This window comes from Nonomuraea sp. NPDC049378, from assembly GCF_055586745.1.
Genome location: NZ_JBVJHP010000023.1, coordinates 98,667 through 115,753, shown reverse-complemented (window position 1 = coordinate 115,753; position 17,087 = coordinate 98,667). Strand labels below are relative to the sequence as shown.

16 protein-coding genes, 1 tRNA gene and 1 other RNA gene are annotated in these 17,087 nt (G+C 69.4%); 10 read left to right on the top strand and 8 right to left on the bottom strand.

Features of this window, described 5'->3' with window-relative positions; all coding sequences use genetic code 11:
- Nucleotides 1-15: 15 nt before the first annotated feature.
- A complete protein-coding gene (locus ACZ6SA_RS39605; protein ID WP_347647557.1) occupies nt 16-228 on the bottom strand; it encodes a hypothetical protein in 213 nt (70 codons plus the stop codon).
- Between the two features lie 232 nt (nt 229-460).
- On the opposite strand from ACZ6SA_RS39605, the gene ACZ6SA_RS39600 reads away from it, so the two are divergent.
- The 4 genes from ACZ6SA_RS39600 to ACZ6SA_RS39585 all read left to right on the top strand — a co-directional run bounded on the left by ACZ6SA_RS39600 (nt 461) and on the right by ACZ6SA_RS39585 (nt 6,017).
- Nucleotides 461-3,283, top strand: a complete 2,823-nt coding sequence (locus tag ACZ6SA_RS39600) for an AfsR/SARP family transcriptional regulator (RefSeq protein WP_465834055.1) — start codon at nt 461-463, stop codon at nt 3,281-3,283.
- A 54-nt stretch (nt 3,284-3,337) separates the two neighbouring features.
- A complete protein-coding gene (locus tag ACZ6SA_RS39595) occupies nt 3,338-4,777 on the top strand; it encodes a hypothetical protein (protein WP_465834053.1) in 1,440 nt (479 codons plus the stop codon).
- Nucleotides 4,777-5,229: a GNAT family N-acetyltransferase gene (locus ACZ6SA_RS39590; RefSeq protein ID WP_465834051.1), complete on the top strand. Its 453-nt coding sequence runs from the start codon at nt 4,777-4,779 to the stop codon at nt 5,227-5,229. The genes ACZ6SA_RS39595 and ACZ6SA_RS39590 overlap by 1 nt, the downstream gene beginning before the upstream one ends.
- 77 nt (nt 5,230-5,306) lie before the next feature.
- The gene (locus ACZ6SA_RS39585) at nt 5,307-6,017 is read left to right on the top strand and encodes a helix-turn-helix domain-containing protein (RefSeq protein WP_465834049.1); all 711 of its coding nucleotides are present in this window, start codon (nt 5,307-5,309) and stop codon (nt 6,015-6,017) included.
- Here the strand turns inward: ACZ6SA_RS39585 and ACZ6SA_RS39580 are convergent.
- From ACZ6SA_RS39580 to ACZ6SA_RS39570, 3 genes are all read right to left on the bottom strand, one after another.
- Complete coding sequence (locus ACZ6SA_RS39580) at nt 5,999-6,577, bottom strand: dihydrofolate reductase family protein (RefSeq protein ID WP_347647562.1); 579 nt, start codon at nt 6,575-6,577, stop codon at nt 5,999-6,001. The genes ACZ6SA_RS39585 and ACZ6SA_RS39580 overlap by 19 nt on opposite strands.
- Nucleotides 6,578-6,811: 234 nt before the next feature.
- Nucleotides 6,812-7,594 (bottom strand): class I SAM-dependent methyltransferase, encoded by a 783-nt coding sequence (locus tag ACZ6SA_RS39575; RefSeq protein WP_347647563.1) that lies wholly within the window; start codon nt 7,592-7,594, stop codon nt 6,812-6,814.
- Between the two features lie 109 nt (nt 7,595-7,703).
- Nucleotides 7,704-8,366: a hypothetical protein gene (locus tag ACZ6SA_RS39570; protein ID WP_465834047.1), complete on the bottom strand. Its 663-nt coding sequence runs from the start codon at nt 8,364-8,366 to the stop codon at nt 7,704-7,706.
- A 398-nt stretch (nt 8,367-8,764) separates the two neighbouring features.
- Between ACZ6SA_RS39570 and ACZ6SA_RS39565 the strand changes: the two genes are divergently transcribed.
- Nucleotides 8,765-9,277 (top strand): DinB family protein, encoded by a 513-nt coding sequence (locus ACZ6SA_RS39565; protein WP_347647565.1) that lies wholly within the window; start codon nt 8,765-8,767, stop codon nt 9,275-9,277.
- On the opposite strand, the gene ACZ6SA_RS39560 is transcribed toward ACZ6SA_RS39565, so the two are convergent.
- From ACZ6SA_RS39560 to ACZ6SA_RS39550, 3 genes are all read right to left on the bottom strand, one after another.
- Nucleotides 9,174-10,055 (bottom strand): GNAT family N-acetyltransferase, encoded by an 882-nt coding sequence (locus ACZ6SA_RS39560; protein WP_465834044.1) that lies wholly within the window; start codon nt 10,053-10,055, stop codon nt 9,174-9,176. The two genes, ACZ6SA_RS39565 and ACZ6SA_RS39560, sit on opposite strands and share 104 nt — an antisense overlap.
- Nucleotides 10,056-10,059: 4 nt before the next feature.
- Nucleotides 10,060-10,542 carry a GNAT family N-acetyltransferase gene (locus ACZ6SA_RS39555; protein ID WP_465834042.1) on the bottom strand — a complete coding sequence of 161 codons (483 nt, stop codon included), beginning with the start codon at nt 10,540-10,542 and terminating at the stop codon, nt 10,060-10,062.
- Nucleotides 10,543-11,025: 483 nt separating this feature from the next.
- Nucleotides 11,026-11,110, bottom strand: a tRNA-Ser gene (locus tag ACZ6SA_RS39550).
- 98 nt (nt 11,111-11,208) lie between these two features.
- Here ACZ6SA_RS39550 and ffs point away from each other — a divergent pair.
- Together ffs and ACZ6SA_RS39540 are read left to right on the top strand one after the other, a co-directional pair.
- Nucleotides 11,209-11,304: signal recognition particle sRNA small type (gene ffs / locus ACZ6SA_RS39545), an RNA gene on the top strand.
- Between the two features lie 31 nt (nt 11,305-11,335).
- The gene (locus ACZ6SA_RS39540; protein WP_465834040.1) at nt 11,336-13,735 is read left to right on the top strand and encodes a DNA polymerase III subunit gamma and tau; all 2,400 of its coding nucleotides are present in this window, start codon (nt 11,336-11,338) and stop codon (nt 13,733-13,735) included.
- 67 nt (nt 13,736-13,802) lie between these two features.
- On the opposite strand, the gene ACZ6SA_RS39535 is transcribed toward ACZ6SA_RS39540, so the two are convergent.
- Nucleotides 13,803-15,227 carry a GAF domain-containing protein gene (locus tag ACZ6SA_RS39535; RefSeq protein WP_347647568.1) on the bottom strand — a complete coding sequence of 475 codons (1,425 nt, stop codon included), beginning with the start codon at nt 15,225-15,227 and terminating at the stop codon, nt 13,803-13,805.
- Nucleotides 15,228-15,595: 368 nt separating this feature from the next.
- Here ACZ6SA_RS39535 and ACZ6SA_RS39530 point away from each other — a divergent pair, with 368 nt between their 5' ends.
- Genes ACZ6SA_RS39530 through ACZ6SA_RS39520 form a run of 3 tightly spaced genes read left to right on the top strand, consistent with a single transcriptional unit; the run spans nt 15,596 to nt 17,071 of the window.
- Complete coding sequence (locus ACZ6SA_RS39530) at nt 15,596-15,946, top strand: YbaB/EbfC family nucleoid-associated protein (RefSeq protein WP_171055572.1); 351 nt, start codon at nt 15,596-15,598, stop codon at nt 15,944-15,946.
- Between the two features lie 2 nt (nt 15,947-15,948).
- Nucleotides 15,949-16,548 (top strand): recombination mediator RecR, encoded by a 600-nt coding sequence (recR, locus tag ACZ6SA_RS39525; protein ID WP_347622999.1) that lies wholly within the window; start codon nt 15,949-15,951, stop codon nt 16,546-16,548.
- Nucleotides 16,541-17,071, top strand: a complete 531-nt coding sequence (locus tag ACZ6SA_RS39520; protein ID WP_347647569.1) for a DUF5063 domain-containing protein — start codon at nt 16,541-16,543, stop codon at nt 17,069-17,071. Before recR ends, ACZ6SA_RS39520 begins: the two co-directional genes overlap by 8 nt.
- Nucleotides 17,072-17,087 lie beyond the last annotated feature (16 nt).

Sequence of the window (17,087 nt, the reverse complement as noted above, 5' to 3'; positions counted from 1 at the left end):
GGCGCTGCCGTGGGATCACTTGAAGGCGGGCATGGCGGAGATCTCGCCGGAGGGTCCGCCTGCGGAGGCGGAAGAAGCGGTCGCAACGCCGATGCCGAGCGCGAGAAGACCCGCCGCGGCCACGACGGCGAGCTTCTTGAGCAGCCTGGCGTGCTTCACGAGGCCTCCCACGCGATGCGCACCAGGGGTGATGGTCTTGGACGCAGAAATCACGACACGCTCCTCCATGTAAGGCTGGGGTACCGACCCTATTGCACGGGAGGAAGGCGACTGCGTCAGGTGAACACCCGACAAACGCGGGACATCCTGCCAGAGTGATCGGTGGCCTGGCGGTGTGAAAGACACCTGTAAGTGCGCACGTTTATACCTGCACAGGCGAAGCACGACACCGCCGTTCCAGCGGCGCGATCGGCCTCGCCCGTCCCATTGCCGACTTCCTCGAAGGAGAGTGCCGCTCCTCGTGACGCTGGAGATCCGATTCCTCGGCCCGTGGCAGGTCCTGGCCGCTGACGGACCGGTGCAGCTCGCCGGGCATCGACGTATCGGTGTGCTGGCCAGACTCGCCCTGAACCCGGGGCAGGCCGTGAACGCCGAGCGCATCCTCTCCGACATATGGGGAGACAGCTCCGCGGCGACCGCGGCCAAACAGCTCCACATCGTGATCTCCAAACTACGCCAAACGCTCGGACCCCACACCGCCGAAGAGATCATCCACACCGTGCCCGGCGGCTACCGGCTCGCGCTCGAACCCGTCCACATCGACGCTCACCTGTTCCTGCGCCTGGCCAAACGCGCCCGCACCGGCCAGTCGCAGGGCGCATCGGCCACCGCGGACGCCCTGTTCCGCGAAGCTCTGCAGTTGTGGCGGGGCGAACCCCTGGCCGAACTGACCGCTCCCTGGGCACGCATCGAAGCCACCCGCCTGGAGCAAGAGCACCTCACCGTCCTGGAGGACCACGCCGATCTCCGCCTCGCCGCGGGGGATCATCACGCGGTGGCCGCCGAGCTGGCCGTGCACGTGCGTGCTCACCCCCTGCGCGAACGCCCCGCGGCCCAGCTCATGCTCGCGCTGCACCGCGCCGGGCGCTCATCCGAAGCGCTCGCCGTCTACCAGGACACCCGCCGGGTCATGATCACCGAACTCGGTCTCGAACCCGGCACCGAACTCCGCCGCCTGCACCAGGCCGTCCTGGCCAAGGACCCCGTCCTCGACCTGACCACCCCGGCCCAGCAGGTCACGGTCAGCGGACGGTACATCCCTGCCGAACTGCCCGCCGACACCCACACCTTCACCGCCCGTGCCGCCGAGATCCACCAGCTGCGCACCGCACTCGGCCCGGACGGGAGCCTGGACCACGGACCGTCCGTCACCGTGATCGACGGCCCCGGCGGCATCGGCAAGTCCGCACTGGCCGTCCACGTCGCCCACGCCACGGCTGCCCGGTTCACCGACGGCGTCATCTACGTCAACCTGCACGGATCCACTCCCGGACTCGATCCGCTGACCACGGCCCAAGCCCTGCGCCATCTGCTGAGCTCCCTGGGCCTGGACGGCGCCGCGACCTCCACCGATCCCGACGAGGCAGCCGCCCGCTACCGCTCCCTGACCTCGACGTGCAACCTGCTGGTGATCCTGGACAACGCCCGCGACGTCCGCCAGATCCGCCCGCTCATCCCCGCCGGCCCCGATTGCCGGGTCCTGATCACGTGCCGGGACGGGCTGGCCACCCTGGACAACGCTCGCCACCTCCACCTGGGCACGCTGAACGCCGCCGACGCCGTCGCCCTGCTGTCCCGTCTGGCCGGACCCGACCGGGTACACGCCGAACCACACGCGGCCGAACGGATCGTCCACCTGTGCGGCGGCTTCCCGCTCGCCCTGCGGATCGTCGGCGCCCGCCTGGCCGCCCGCCCCGACTGGACCCTGGCCGACCTGGAGAAGCGGCTGGCCGACGCCACCCGCCGCCTGGACATGCTGGAGTACGACGACCTGGCCATCCGAGCCGGCATCGCGGTCAGCCATCATCACCTGCGAGAAGAACCCGCCGGCCGCGACGCCGCCCACCTGCTGCCCCTGCTCGGCCTGCTCGACCTGCCCACCTACACCTCCGCCGCCACCGCCGCCCTGACCGGCTGGACCCACCACCGCGCCGAAGCCGCCCTGGAACGCTTACAGGACGCCCGCCTCCTTGAGCCCGGCGCCGACCGCTACCGGTTCCACGACCTGGTCGGTCTCTATGCCCGCGAGCGGGCGCACCAGGACCCGTCCGAAGAGGAACGCACCACCGCCGTACGGCGTGTGCTTCACCACTACCTGACCACCCTGTGGATGGCGAGCACCGTGATCAACAGCGATCCCGTACTGCGATGCCCCGTCGAGTTGCCCGACAACATCTTCAAGGACCTGGCCGAGGCGGGACGATGGGTCCAGAGCGAGCGGGACAACCTGGTCGCCGCCGCGCAGCAGGCGCTGGCCGGCCCTGACCCGGCAACCGCCATCGGCCTGGCCGTCGGACTCCACTGGCCGTTCTGCTTCCAGGGGTGGCACACCCAACTGGCCGATCTCTACCTGCACGCCATCGAGGTGGCCGATCGTGTCGGGGCTTGGGAGGACAAGGCTCAGCTCCGCAGCTTTCTCGGCTGGGTCTACCGAGACCAGGGCCGCTACGACGCCGCGATCGCACACCTGGAGACGGCTCTCCTCGACTGGGACCGCGCCGGCCTGCCTCGGCGCAAGGCGGGGGCGCTCAACAACCTCGGGGTCATCAACACGATCGTGGGCCGTCTTGACGAGGCCCTCGGCTATCTGGAGTCCGCGTTGGAGCTCAACGACGACGCCGGACGCCCTGGGGCCGCGGCCACGATCCGCAACAACCAGGTGCACGTCTACTACCGACAGGGGCGCTTCGACGAGGCGATCGCGGAAGCACGCCGGCTGGTGGAGCCGCGGGAGGGAGGAAACCCGCTCGCCGATGCGGGCGTGGCGCACGGTTCGCTGGGCGACGTCTACCGTCACGCCGGCCGGCCGACCGAGGCGGCCGAAAGTTATGCGACGGCCGTGCGGCTGCTCGGGGAGTCGGGATACCGCCTGAAAGAAGCAGTCACACGATGGTGGTTCGGCACCACGCTGCACGACCTCGAACGCCACGGCGAGGCCCGGGAACAGTGGGAGGAGTCCGTCCGCCTCCTGTGCGAGGCCCGACTGCTCACGCCCAGGGAAGCGACCGGGATCCTCGCCCAGGAGGTGCCGGAAACGCCTCAGCCGATCAAGAACATGCTCTGAAACGAGTGGCGGATCTTATCCGGCCTGAGACCCATTCCTGCGTACCCTTGCCACGTGCTGATGGGCTTGGTGATCTTATACGTCGTTTTCGCAATTCCCGTGGCGTTGGCGTGCGGCTCGGTGGTCTTCGCGGCTGAGTCTGCCCGGCACACCCATGTGAAGTCACGGCTCCTGGCGTGGGGGGCGGCTCTGGCGTTCGCCGGTCTCTTTGTGATGGCCCTCGTCGCCTGGTCAACACGCGAGGACAAGCACTATGACGACTTCGGATCCGCTCTGCAGACCTTGGCGGCCCTCATCGGAGGGTCGCTGTTTCTCACCGGGCTGGGGCCGGCCACTCCGTGGCTGCTGAACATCCTGCGGCGGCGCGCCGCCCGGCTGTCGCCGGTGATCCGGTTGGCCGCCCGTGACGTGGACCGTAACAGCCGCAGGACCGCTGCTCCGATCGCGATCACGATGGTGTTGACGGCCTTCGCGGTGGCTTCTCTGATCATCGCGGTCGCCACGACGGCACAGAGCAGGGCCGGCTACCAGCCCCAGGCTCGCCCTGGCACTCTCGTCGTGAATGTCTGGGCGGAAGACGCGTCGATTGCACGGGCGGTCATTCAGCAGGAGCTGCCCGGAGCGCCTGTCGCCCAGAAAGATGTCCTGGACCACCAAGGATATTTCAGCCTGGACGTCAAGGACGTCGACCTCCCGGACGTGGAGAGCGTGCATCCGGCTGGTTCCATCGGCGATCAGGCGTTCCTGCGCTATCTCACGGGTAATCCGGCCACGCCGTACGACGACGGCACAGCCGTGGTGGTCACGCCTGATGACATACAGGTCGACACGGTGACGCTTTCCTACTCCTTGTCCACCGACAAGGAGTTGAAGGACCTCCGGGTCAAGTCCATCCCCGCGATCGCGGTCAGATCCGCCGATCCGCACGTCAACGAGGTCTTCATCCCGCCGAAGGTCGTGCGGGACCTGGGTCTTCGCCTGGAGCCGGACAAACTGATCGTCGACCCCTCAGCCCATCGAACGACGAAGGCCGAGCAGGACCGGATCGACCGGCGGCTGGGTGATGGGGAGAGTACCTACGTCGAGCGAGGGTTTCAGGAATCGGCCGGATGGATGGGCGTGGTCGCTGCGGCGATCGTCGTGGCGCTCGGCAGCGCGCTGGTCGCGGGCGGCCGGGCCGGCGCCGGAGGCCGGTCGAGACGAGTGTTGTTGCGCGTCAGCAACGGGTCGGTCCTGACCCTGCGGATGTTCGCCGCGAGTCGATCAGGACTGAGCATGTTCTGCGGTACGGCGCTGGGGGCGGCAGCAGGGTGTGTCATCGGGTTGCTCGTGGCGTGGCCGAGCACGACCTCGATCGGTTGGGAGGTGCCGCAGCGGGTGTCCTTCGAAACCCCGTGGTGGGCGATCGCCGGCCTGGTCGCCGGTCTGCCCGTGCTCGCCGGGATCATCGCGGCGCTGCCCGGGCCTCGCGTGAGGGGTTTCACACGTTGGTGATGGAGATCGACTTCCTGACCGAATCCGACCGCGCCTGCTGGGAGTCGCTGGTCCGCGGCAAAGACACGTACTTCCAGGTCGAACGTGGCGACGACGACTACGAACGGGCCTGGCGAAGCCTGCTCGACGACGAGCAGGCACGCGGGGTCGCCGCCAAGCTGGACGGCAGGATGGTCGGCATCGCGCACTACCTGTTCCACGCCAGCGTCTGGTACGCCGGGAGATGCTATCTGGCGGACCTGTTCGTGGACGAGGAAGTCCGGCGGCGGGGTGTCGCGACGGCAGTGATCGAGTGGGTGGCACGGGACGCCAGGGAGCACGGCTTCCCAGGCCTCTACTGGAACACGTTGGAAGACGCCCCGGCTCGCGCGCTCTACGACAAGGTGGGCAAGTTCCACAAAGGGCTCATCCTCTACACCTACCGGCGTGACGATTCTCGGGTGCAGACGTGAAGTGCACAGCTTGCCGTAGCGCAAAGCCGCATAGCCGGGCAAGCCACGGAGAACGCGAAGCAACGTAGTCTTCCCCCGTGGAACTGCGGTTCAAGACGCGCGAGTCGGACTCGGCGTGGGTCGACACGGTGTGGGCATGCACGAGCGAGCAGGTCACTGCAATGACGTCCGTCGCAGGGGTGCGTTGGGGCCTGGTGTTCTGGCAACACGACGGCCGGGCGTACGCGGGCATCACCGGTCCCGAGACCCGGACCGGCACGGCGCCGGTGCCGGAGGGCGCGACCTTCACGGGCATCGAGTTCGCCGTGGGCACCTCGTTGCGGGCCGTGCCCACGCTGGCGCTGGTCGACGGCGGCATCGGGCTCCCCGACACCACGCGCCGGACGTTCCGGCTGGATGGCGCGCGCTGGGAGACGCCCAGCTTCGACAACGCCGAGGCTCTGGTCGAAAGTCTCGTCCGGGCCGGGATCGTGGTCCGTGACCTGCTCCTCGGCGAGGTGCTGCGGGGTCACCGTCCGGCCGTCTCGGGGCGCACGGTCGAACGCCGGTTCCGCGCCGCGACCGGACTGACGCAGGGCACCGTCCGGCAGATCGAGCGCGCCCGCACGGCGGCGCAGCTGCTGGCTGCCGGCGACCCGGCCGCCGACGTCGTTGCCAAGCTCGACTACTTCGACGAGCCGCACCTGGCCCGCGCATTGCGCTCCCACGTCGGACGCACCGTCAGGCAGCTGCGCGAGGGCTCCGGCGGCGCGATCGCCCTCGACCTGGATCAACGCCTGACGTCGTAAACCAGCTTCAGGATCCCGTTCGAGTAGCTCTCCGATTCTCGCAGCGTCAGCATGTGCTTGTCTCGGTCGGCCCGGCCGAACAGGCTCTTCCCGGCGCCGAGCAGCACGGGAAAGACGAGCAGGTTGTACTGGTCGATCAGACCCGCGTCCGACAGCCGCCGAGCCAGCTCCGCGCTCCCGTGGATGAAGATCGCGCCGCCCTCACCCTCCTTGAGCGCGGCGACGTCCTCGGTCGAGCGCAGGATCGTGGTCAGCCCCCACCCGTTGACGATGGCGTCGTCAGACAGCGTGGTCGACACCACATACTTGGGCAGCTCCTTGTAGCTGGCGTGGTCCTCCGAGCCGGGCCAGACCGCCGCGAACGCCTCATAGCTGCGACGGCCGAACATCAGCGCCGTCGTGTCGGTGAGCTCCTCACCCTTCAGCGACCAGGCTTCGGGGACGAACTCGAGGTCCTTGAACACCCACCCGCCGCTACGGTGTTCTTCCCCTGGCCCGCCGCCAGGCGAGTCCACGACGCCGTCGAGTGACATGAAACCGGTGTAGACCAAGTTACGCACTGTGCTGTCTCCTCATGCTCGGGCGTACTGCCGGGTCCACGCTAGATCACGGCCGCGGTAGCCGTCTTGGACAGAAACGACACCTTGGTCAGTGTGCGATGTTGATCAGGTCCAGGTGAAGGTGCGGCGGAGCTGCCGGCGGGCAGGTTGTCCGCCAGTGATCCGACGGAGGACGCCGTTGACGGCGGCCCAGCGGATGACGGCTCCCAGGTCTCGGGGTAGCACCGGGCTGGGTCAGCGCCGGGGCCGTCTGGCGACCAGCACCTCGATGGCAAGTATCTGTTCCCACCGGCCTGCTGGGTTGTCGTCGAGCAGCGCTTGTCGCAGGGTCCTGACGAAGGCAGGCAGCGTGTCGCCGAGCCGGGAGGGTGAGCTGTAGGAGTAGGAAAGCTGGAGCCCGATCAACCCGTCTACGTCCCAGGTCAGGAGGCGGCTGTATTCGCGGGCTTGCATGCTGCTGAAGGGCGAGGCGGCCAACATCTCGTGGTGGTGCTCGCCGGTGGCGTGGAAGGAGTTGGCGGCGGTGTGGATGTCGAGCCCGAACTCCTCGCATACCCGCCTCTCGACCCCCTGCCACGGTTGCGCGTCCGGCTGCCACGGCTCTCCCTGCTGCCTCGTCGGGCTGACCAGCGCCACTGCGCCGCCGGGCGGCAGCAGTTCGTCCAGTTCCATCAGCACGGCCCCACGGTCCATCCAGTGGAACGACCGACCCATCACCACGTGCTCGAATGGCGGCAGCGTCCGCAGAACGGTCGAGTCGCCGGGCAACCAGGTGATGTTGGTGACGCCCTCGGCCAGGCGCCTGCCCTCGGCGAGCATCTCCTGCGCCGGGTCCACAGCGAATACCGCCTTCACTCCTGGGGCCAGCGGGATCGCGATCGTCCCAGGGCCACAGCCGAGATCCAGCACTCGGCTGTCCGAGCCGAGCGTTTCCGCCAGGTGCGCGATCACCGCCTCGCCGTAGCCCGGGCGGTATCTGGCGTAGTACGGAGCGGCGCCGCCGAACAGGTCCTCCACGGATGGGACCATAGACGGACTCCGGACCCCGGACCGTAGCGATCGGGACAACAAGGCGCAGAAAGGGGCGCCGCCCGGCAGTGCAAGCCGAGCAGGTCTCGGCCGGGCCTCAGGCAGGCGGCGCCAGTCGGCTGACTCGATCAAGAAGCGCATCGTTCAGATCTCCCACGAGCACCCCGTTGTTCACCGAGGGCCTGCAACGGGAAAGGATCCGCACCCAGGCCGGCGGTCCCTCCGCGTAGCCGAAGTGCAGAAGGAACATTTCCCGTCGTCCATCGCCGGTTTCCCTGCACGTGTTCCCGCCCGGCTCGGCCTTCAGCGAGTTCAGTTCCGCCGCCAACTGGCGCGCCTGCTGCTGCCCATGCTGCAGCCCGTCAGATGGGTGCGGTGTAGCGCTCCCGCTCTGCTTATCCCGGCAGACCAGCACCTTGATCGCCCCATCGGGCACCATCTGCTCATCCTGTCCCCGCCGCCCGGTCGCCGGGTCGCAAGGGTCCTTGGGCGGGAGGAGCGTCCAGGTCCCGGTGCGGTAGGCGGCGGTGATGCTGGGCCCGATGTATGAATTGCTGACGACTGTGCCGTTGGTGGTCGTGACGCAGGAGTTGACCTCTTCGGCGCTGCCCACCCACAGCGCCTGGCGATCGGGGTAGGCGAACCGGATGAGGTAGTTGGTCATCTGGCCGCCCACCAGCGTGCACATCTTTCCGACACGGTCGGTGGTGACAGGAAGATATCCCAGGTCGTGGGCCATCGACTTGGCCTGGTCGGTCAAGATCCGTGATCCGGCGAGCGACCCCCCGCCCGGTCTCGAGTTCTGACCGGGGTAGGAGCAGATCAACGCGCTTGTCGGTCTACCGGGCACGAGCGAGTCCTCAACCCCGTCGAGATCGGCGGCCGCTGGAACCCAGTGGCCGATCTCGCTGCTTTCCCATCGCTGCGGACACGAAGCCGGCACCGGTGGCACAGGCTCGCCGACCCTGCCCCGGCTCAGGACGACCGCCGCGAGAAGCAGGACCGCCGCTGCGACCACGCCAGTCCAGTGGATGGGTCTCACACCGTTGATGACGTTGTCCGCCCGCCACCGGTTCACCGAAGTGCCGCATCAGGCGACGTTCGCCCTTACGCGAGCCCTGCGTACCGAACGTTGTGGCCGCTGGCGATAATCTACTGATGAGTCCCAGCGAACGTCCCATGCCGCCCCTGAACGCCGACGAGCGCACCACGCTCGAAAGCTGGCTTGACTTTCACCGCACAACACTCGCCATGAAGTGCGAGGGCCTGGACGACGAGCAGGCCTCCGTAGCATCCGTGCCACCGTCCGGCTTGACGGTAACCGGCCTGGTCCAGCACATGGCAGAGGTGGAGCGGAGCTGGTTCCGCCGCGTGTTCGCCGGAGAACAAGCCCCGCCCATCTACGACCCGCAAGCTGACCCGCGTGGCCCCGACGGCGGCTTTGAGCTGGCGAAGGGCGCCACCTTGTCCGACGCTCTGGCCACCTGGCGCGCGGAGATCGCCCATGCCCGCGAGCACTGCGCCGACCGCGCTCTGGCCGACACCGGTCGTTTCATGGAACAGGACGTCAGCCTCCGCTGGATCTACGTTCACATGATCGAGGAGTACGCCCGCCACAATGGCCACGCCGACCTGCTCCGGGAGCGCATCGACGGCACCACCGGCGTATAACGCCGATCAGACGGCGTTCGCCCTGCCGCGTCGACAGGGCGTAGGCACTGGGTGTCGGCGACGGAGGTGTCTCTGCACCAGCCCCGGCCCCGGCAGAAGGGCGCGCGCCGCCGTGGTGGACGCGGGTTATGAGCCGGTGGGCGAGGTCGCGCTGCTGCCGCAGGCCGGTGGGTCGTGCTGCAAATGTCGGACAGGCGCGGCAGGGCCGGCATGCAGTGGTCCGAGAGCCGGATGCTGCACGGGCCGACCCATGGTCGCTCACCGCCCGGTACGGGCGCCCTGCTGCGGAACTCAGCCCTCGGCCCGGTCGTCCCCCGGACCGCCGAGGACTTTCACGTAGGGTGATGAGCCCGTCCGCGCTCGGTGCGAGGTGGTCGAACGGACCCTCGTCGACCCACCCCTTGCGCTCGTAGAACCTCCGGGCCCGGACATTGCCGGCGACCACCGCGAGCCAGGCCCGCCAGTGACCGTTCGCCGCGACACGGCGTTCCGCCTCGGCCAGCAGCGCGGTCGCCACGTCGGTGCCCCGGTGTCGCCTGGCCACGTAGACCTGCTCCACCTCGTCCTCGGCCACCATCACGAACCCGGCCACGGCACCCTCGACGGTCGCGACGACCGTGTCCCCGACGCGTCGCGCGGCGCGTTCCCCGAACGACTCCGGGGTCCGGACCGCGGCGAGTTCGTCGGGCACGTTTCCCCGGTGCCCGTCGCCCCACCCTTCGTGCCAGATGCGGGCGACCGCCGGCGCGTCTTCATCTCTCGCCCGACGCAGCTCCACAACCTCACTCCTCGCCGGCCGAGTGCGGGCTCTCGGCCCCCGAAGTCACCGGCTCCGCCACCTGCCACCGGCAGATCACCTTGGTGAACAGGTCGGCTCCGATGCGCTGGTAGAACCGCTGTGCCCCCACGTTGGCCGTGGCGACCTCCCAGCGGATGACCATGCCGTCCGCGGCCTCCGCGGCGGCGCGCATCAGCTGCTCCCCGACCCCGTCGCCACGCTGGCCGGCGCGTACGTAGAGGTCGTCCAGCGCGAGATAGTCCGTGCCCGCCCACAGGCTGATCCTTTGGAGCCAGGACACGTAGCCGACCGCTCGCCCGTCCGTCTCCGCGATCAGATAGGTGATCTCGGGTCGGGTGAGCAGCTCTCTCAGCCGTTCGACGGTCAAAGTGATCGCGGAGCGCTGGCTCTGATGCTCGGCGATCTCGCAGATCATGCCATGGACGGTCGCCGCGTCAGCGGCGGTCGCACGACGGATGGACACCATGGTGAGTTCCTTTCTCAGCCGGTGGGAGGAACCTGACACAGGTGGCGGAGCGCCACGACGGCGGCGACGGCCGCGGGGGTCGACGATGTTCGTCACTCACGCTAGAAAGCCCCAGGTGGTCGCCGAATCAGTGAAGTCGCCAGTCCCGGCCGGCGCAGGGGAGAACATCTCGATGCCGCTCGTCTGCATGTCTGGATCGTGCGTTCGCGCTGGTGGCTGGTCGTTCAAGCGTCGCGAGGCACGGTGGCGGGCTCGCGCGTGCATCGAGGGACTGTTGCCGGGGCTGGAGCGCAAGAACGACATTGGCCGAGTACACCGGCCAGTTCACACCGGAGGGAATGCAGCACAGTGGCCAAGCAGGTTGGTGACCTCCTCTGGGAGGAGGGAGACGAGCCCTCCGAAGAGGCCAACTGAGACTGGACACGACGAAGGGGCCGACTTGGATGGGGTCGGCCCCTTCGCGTTTACTGCCTCAACCAGGCGCGGAGGATGGGGGATTTGAACCCCCGAAAGGTTGCCCTTTACACGCTTTCCAAGCGTGCGCCCTCGGCCACTAGGCGAATCCTCCGCGGACGAGCTTACCTGACTCCGAGGGGTACGGAGACCACGTTTCTCTCCGAGCCTGCGGGGATGGAGCGAGCACTGCGGCATGCGGCTAGACTGTCAACGGACCCCTCGCGCGGCGTCATCCTGTGAACCTCCCCAGGGCCGGAAGGCAGCAAGGATAAGCGGGCTCTGGCGGGTGTGCGGGGGGTCTCTTCGTTGAGAGCCCCCTCGCAGGCGGGATGGTCGCATGAGCCTTGCGCTTTACCGCAAGTACCGACCCGGGACCTTCGCCGAGGTCAAGGGTCAGGAACACGTCACAGATCCGCTGCGACAGGCCCTGCGTACGGGCCGGATCAACCACGCCTACCTGTTCAGCGGTCCTCGTGGGTGCGGCAAGACCTCCAGCGCCCGCATCCTGGCCCGCTCTCTCAACTGCGAGCAGGGTCCGACGCCCGACCCCTGTGGCGCCTGCGAGTCGTGTGTCGCGCTCGCCCCCACGGGCCCGGGCCACCTCGACGTCATCGAGATCGACGCGGCCTCGCACGGTGGCGTCGACGACGCGCGCGACCTGCGTGAGCGGGCGTTCTTCGCCCCCGTCTCCGCGCGCTACAAGATCTACATCATCGACGAGGCGCACATGGTGACCCGCGAGGGGTTCAATGCGCTGCTCAAGCTCGTCGAGGAGCCTCCGCCGCACCTGAAGTTCATCTTCGCGACGACCGAGCCGGAAAAGGTCATCGGGACGATCAAGTCGCGCACGCACCACTACCCGTTCCGGCTGATGCCGCCCGCGACGTTGCGCGCGCTGCTGGAGGAGATCCTCACCTCGGAGAGCGTGCCGTTCGAGCCGACGGCGCTGCCGCTGGTCGTCAGGGCGGGCGCCGGGTCGGCGCGTGACTCGCTGTCGATCCTCGACCAGCTTCTCGCCGGGGCCGACGACGACGGCATCACCTACGCCAAGGCCGTCTCCCTGCTCGGCTACACCGACGGCGATCTGCTCGACTTGGTCGTCAACGCGTTCGCGGCCCGTGACGGCGGCCAGGTGTTCCACACGGTCAACCGGGTCATCGAGGGCGGCCACGATCCGCGCCGCTTCGCTTCCGACCTGCTCGAACGCTTCCGCGACCTGGTGATTCTGGCCAACGTTCCCGAGGCGGCGTCGAGCGGGTTGCTCGACCGGCCGGCCGACGAGCTGGAGCGTCTCGTCCAGCAGGCCGCCTCGATGGGGCCGGCCGAGCTGACGCGCGCCGCCGAGGTGTTCAACGCCGGTCTCACCGAGATGCGTGGCGCCACCTCGCCGCGCCTGCTGCTTGAGCTGATGTGCGCGCGGGTCCTGCTGCCTGGCGCGGCGCAGGGCGAGGAGGCGCTGCTCGCCCGCCTCGAACGCCTCGAACGCGGCGGCGCGGTCGCCCAGATGGCCGCCCGAGCCGCGTCGGCTCCGCCGGCCGGGCGCGGCATCTCCGGAGGTTCCGGTACGCCCGCGGGTCCTGCTACGCCGGCGGGCCCCGGTGTCCCCGAGGTCGCGGGCCATGGTCGGGTCGCTGCTTCGCCGGTCGGCGAGGGCGCCGGGCCGGGCGGTACAGAGGCGGCCCAGCCATCCGCCCCCTCGCCGAACGCCGGGGATGACTGGCCCACGCCCGTTCGTCCCGGTGCGGGCGGAGGGCAACAGGCAGGGAGCGATGCGTACGCCGCCCAGCCGTCAGCCGGTGCCGGGGACGGTGCCCAGGACGCTCCGGCCTCGGGCGGGTCCCAGGGCGCTCCCGCCGCAGGGGGACCGGGCGCGATCCAGGCGCAGTGGGCCGGCGTGCTGGCCGCACTCAAGCAGCGCAGCATCGTCGTCTGGGCCAACGTGAGCACCAACGCCCAGGTGGTCGGCGTGGAGGGCAACCTGGTGACGCTCGGCTTCACGCAGGTCGGTGCGATGAAGAACTTCACGGGCGGCGGCAAGGACGCCGTCGTGGCCGCCGCGCTCGGCGACGTGCTGGGTGGCACGTGGCGGGTCGAGGCGGTCGTCGGCGGGTCTCCTGCCCCGTCCGCCCCGCGCGGTCCCGCACGTCCGCAGCAGCCCTCTCATGGCGGTGGCCAGGGGCCGGCCGGTCCGCAGGGGGCGCCGGCCGCACCTGCCGCGTCCCACGGCACGCAGGGCTCCCAGGGCCGTACGTCATCACACGGCGCCTCCCACGGCTCGTCCGACGGCGCCTCCCACGACGACCAGGGAGCCGCGGCGCAGGATCCCGGCCAACCTCCGGCGGGCCCTTCGTCCGCCCTTCCCGGCCCTCCGACCACCGACGAGTCGTGGCCGGACGCTCCTGACGACCTCGCCCCCGGCGCGCCTCCGACCCCCGACCCCACCCGTACGGTCGCGGCCGTCCGGCCGGCGGGTTCACCTGGTGGGGCGGCAGGCACCGGGCTGGCGGCGGCTCGGTCAGCGGCCAAGGCCGCCGCGCAGGCCGGTCCTCGCGTCCCTTCCCCCCGTGGCGGCGCCGCGGCGTGGCCGGACGCGGTCCCCGGCCGCTCCAAGGGCCCGGACGCCGACGAGGTCGACCCGCTCAACGACGCGGACGCCGATGTGGACTCGGTCTCGGGCATGGCGCTGCTGCAGCGCGAGCTCGGCGCCCAGGTGATCGGTGAGATCGACCACACCTGACCTCTGAGCACACCTCGGCGCACGGATGGCTGACCCGCGGCACGGAGGGCGGGGCAGACGCAGGGGGTCAGAGGAGGAGGCGGGCGCGGGCGGCGGCGGAGCGCGAGTCGGTGGGGGGCAGGGCGGCGAGGCGTTCGAGCACCTCGTAGTCGTCGCGCCCGTTGCAGGTCTGCGCGTACGTCCAAAGGTCGTCGGGTGTGCCGCGCCGAAGCAGGCAGGCCCGTACCTGGGCCTCCAGCTCGTCGCGTTCCCTGCGGATCTCCGGTGACTCCGAGCGCAGCAGCAGGGGGCCGTTGTAGGCACGGGCCAGCGAGGTCGGGTCGCCCGCGGCGAGGTGGCGGCGCAACTCCAGGAAGTCGGCCTCGATCGGGCAGGTCAGCCGGTACGGTTTTGCCGCGATCGCGTTCCCGAACTGGGCCCGCAGCCGGTGGATCTCCGCCCTGATCGTCACGGGGTTGCCGTCGTCGCCGTAGAGCAGGAACGACAGTTGCTCGGCCGTCAGCCCGTGGGGGTGGAGCGCGAGGAGGGCGAGGAGCTCGGCGTGCCGGAGCGACAGGGGGCGTTCGTGGTCGTCGAAGGTGGCGGTGGGCGTGCCTGCGCCGAGGAACGTCATGGTCAGGGGCGGCGGCGTGGTGGCCGGCGAGGGACGCAGGAGGAATCCGCTCGAGAAGGGCTCCAACAGGGCGACGGAGCCGTCTTTGAGGAGCATGCGCTGGGTCTGGCTGCCGAGGGGAACGCGCTTGCCCAGGCAGCCCGACGGGTCGCCGGAGATGACGCGGCCGGTGGACGACAGCAGGATGCCGGGCCGCCCGCGCAGTGCTTCGTAGCGGCGCCGGAGGTGTTCGTCGCGTTCGTACATGCGCAGGGCGAGCTGGGATTCGGCGAGCTTGGCCGTGACGGCCACCATGGCGACGGTGGCGGGGTGAAGGGTGCGGGCGGTGCCGCTGACGTCGACGCAGCCGATGATCTGGCCGGAGTCGGGATCGCTGATCGGGGCGGCGCTGCACGACCAGACGTGGAGCACGCGCATGAGGTGCTCCTCGGAGTAGACGTGCATGGGCCGGCGGATCGCGAGGGCGGTGCCGATGCCGTTGGTGCCGACGTTGTGCTCGGCCCACTGGTGGCCGTCGGCGAGGCCGATCTGGTCCGCGCGACGGATGACGGCCGGGTTGCCTCGTCGCCACAGCACGCGCCCGTCGTCGTCGGTGACGACCATCACGTGGTCGATCTCGTCGGCCAGGCCGGACAGGGTTTGGACGAGGAGGGGGAGGAGGGGCCGCAGCGGGTGGGCCTGGCGGACGTCCTCGATGTGGGAGGGGTCTAAGACGGGGGGCGCGTTCGACCCCTCCGGGTCGATGTGGGCTTCGAGGGAGCGACGCCATGATGCCGCGATCAGACGGCGTGGGGACTCCGGCCAGTCCTGGCCGGTCGCCACCGCTTCGTGTGCCCCACGTAGGGCGCGGGAGTATTCGTCAAGATAGGCGTAACTCATCGGTCACTCCAAGTAGTCAGCTTGACTATCCGTCTTGAAGGCCCTTCGCGCAAGCCGTTCGTGAGAATTGCACAGAGTGATCAAATAGACGCAACCTGTACGCAACGTTCGCCTCAGTAGCGTTCCCGGCCAGCGCGTCGGTTCGCCGGCGTGAGGCCGGGTCTCGGACGCTGGAGGGGGGCCTGAGACCCGGCCGGACTCGCCGGAAGCATCAATGAACGCCCGTCAGGGGACACGCCGGACAGCGAGCGGATCATCCGGGCAGGGGCCCCGGGACGAAACATGGGGCCGCCACCAGTACATGACGCCGCCCAAACACCGTAGGCTCGTGGCAGTCAAGAACGCGGAGCCACGAGGAGCGCACGACGGTGAACCCAGGGGATGTCAACCTGCAGCAGCTGCTGGAGCAGGCACAGCTCATGCAGCAGCAGCTTGTGAGCGCCCAGCAGGAGCTCAACGATGCGCAGATCGAGGGCTCAGCAGGCGGCGGCATGGTCACCGCCGTCGTCAACGGCTCGGGCGAGCTGCTCGAGCTCAAGATCGACCCGAGCGTGATCGACGCTGGCGACGCGCAGGACACCGCTGACACGATCGCCGACCTGGTGATCGCGGCCGTCCGCGACGCCGTGCGCGCGGCCGCCGATCTGCAGCAGGAAAAGCTCGGCCCGCTCGCGCAGGGGCTGGGCGGCGGCGGCCTCGGACAGTTGCCAGGGTTCTAGGCATGTACGAAGGGGTCGTCCAGAATCTGATCGACGAGCTGGGGCTGTTGCCCGGTGTCGGTCCCAAGAGCGCGCAGCGGATCGCGTTCCACCTGCTGGCGGCCGACCCGGCCGATGTCAAACGGCTGGCGCACGCGTTGCTGGAGGTCAAGGAGAAGGTCCGTTTCTGCCGCACGTGCGGAAACGTGGCCTCCGAGGAGGAGTGCCGCATCTGCCGCGACGCGCGCCGCGACACCCACGTGATCTGCGTGGTCGAGGAGCCCAAGGACGTCGTGGCGATCGAGAAGACGCGCGAGTTCCGCGGGACCTACCACGTGCTCGGGGGCGCGATCAGCCCGATCGACGGTGTCGGCCCCGACGACCTGCGCATTCGTGAGCTCATGACGCGCCTGGCCGACGGTCGCGTCACCGAGCTCATCCTCGCCACCGACCCCAACCTGGAGGGGGAGGCGACGGCGACCTACCTCGCCCGTCTGGTCAAGCCGATGGGTGTGAAAGTGACACGACTGGCCAGCGGTCTGCCTGTGGGCGGTGACCTCGAATATGCCGACGAGGTCACCTTGGGCCGCGCGTTCGAAGGACGGAGGCTGCTGGATGTCTGACGAGTGGAGCGTGCTGGCGCAAGAGATCTCCGGGCACGCACAAGACTACGTCGACGGGCTGACGAGGGTGGCGGGCGGCGAGGGCGGTGACGCCATCTGGTCGCTGCTGCTGGTGGAGGTCGCCCAGGTGAGCCTCGCGGGAGCCAAGCTCGGCGCCAACCGTGACGTGATCCTTTCCGGCAACTACGAGCCGCCGATGAGCGAGGACCCCGACATAGACGGCGTGCGCACGGCGCTGGCCGAGCGGCTTGAGGCGGTCGACGACTACGCCGAGGTGTTCGACCCTTACAAGGACACGGTGGTCACCCCCTACCGGCTTTCCGACGACCTGACCGCGGTCGCCGCCGACCTCATCCACGGGTTGCGCCACTACCACGCGGGCCGCCCGCACGAGGCGCTCTGGTGGTGGCAATACTCATATTTCAACACCTGGGGCAACCACGCGGGCGCCGCCATGAGGGCGCTGCAGGCGCTGGCCGCGCACTCGCGGCTCGACGTGGCGGAGGAGACCACCGCGGTCTGAGGAACATCCACAGAGG

Excerpts from the sequence above, each read along its gene's own strand:
- ACZ6SA_RS39605 (WP_347647557.1), bottom strand. The coding sequence starts at position 228 with ATGGAGGAGCGTGTCGTGATTTCTGCGTCCAAGACCATCACCCCTGGT.
- ACZ6SA_RS39520 (WP_347647569.1), top strand. The coding sequence starts at position 16,541 with ATGTCTGACGAGTGGAGCGTGCTGGCGCAAGAGATCTCCGGGCACGCA.
- recR (WP_347622999.1), top strand. The coding sequence starts at position 15,949 with ATGTACGAAGGGGTCGTCCAGAATCTGATCGACGAGCTGGGGCTGTTG.
- ACZ6SA_RS39535 (WP_347647568.1), bottom strand. The coding sequence starts at position 15,227 with ATGAGTTACGCCTATCTTGACGAATACTCCCGCGCCCTACGTGGGGCA.
- ACZ6SA_RS39565 (WP_347647565.1), top strand. The coding sequence starts at position 8,765 with ATGAGTCCCAGCGAACGTCCCATGCCGCCCCTGAACGCCGACGAGCGC.
- ACZ6SA_RS39590 (WP_465834051.1), top strand. The coding sequence starts at position 4,777 with ATGGAGATCGACTTCCTGACCGAATCCGACCGCGCCTGCTGGGAGTCG.
- ACZ6SA_RS39540 (WP_465834040.1), top strand. The coding sequence starts at position 11,336 with ATGAGCCTTGCGCTTTACCGCAAGTACCGACCCGGGACCTTCGCCGAG.
- ACZ6SA_RS39555 (WP_465834042.1), bottom strand. The coding sequence starts at position 10,542 with ATGGTGTCCATCCGTCGTGCGACCGCCGCTGACGCGGCGACCGTCCAT.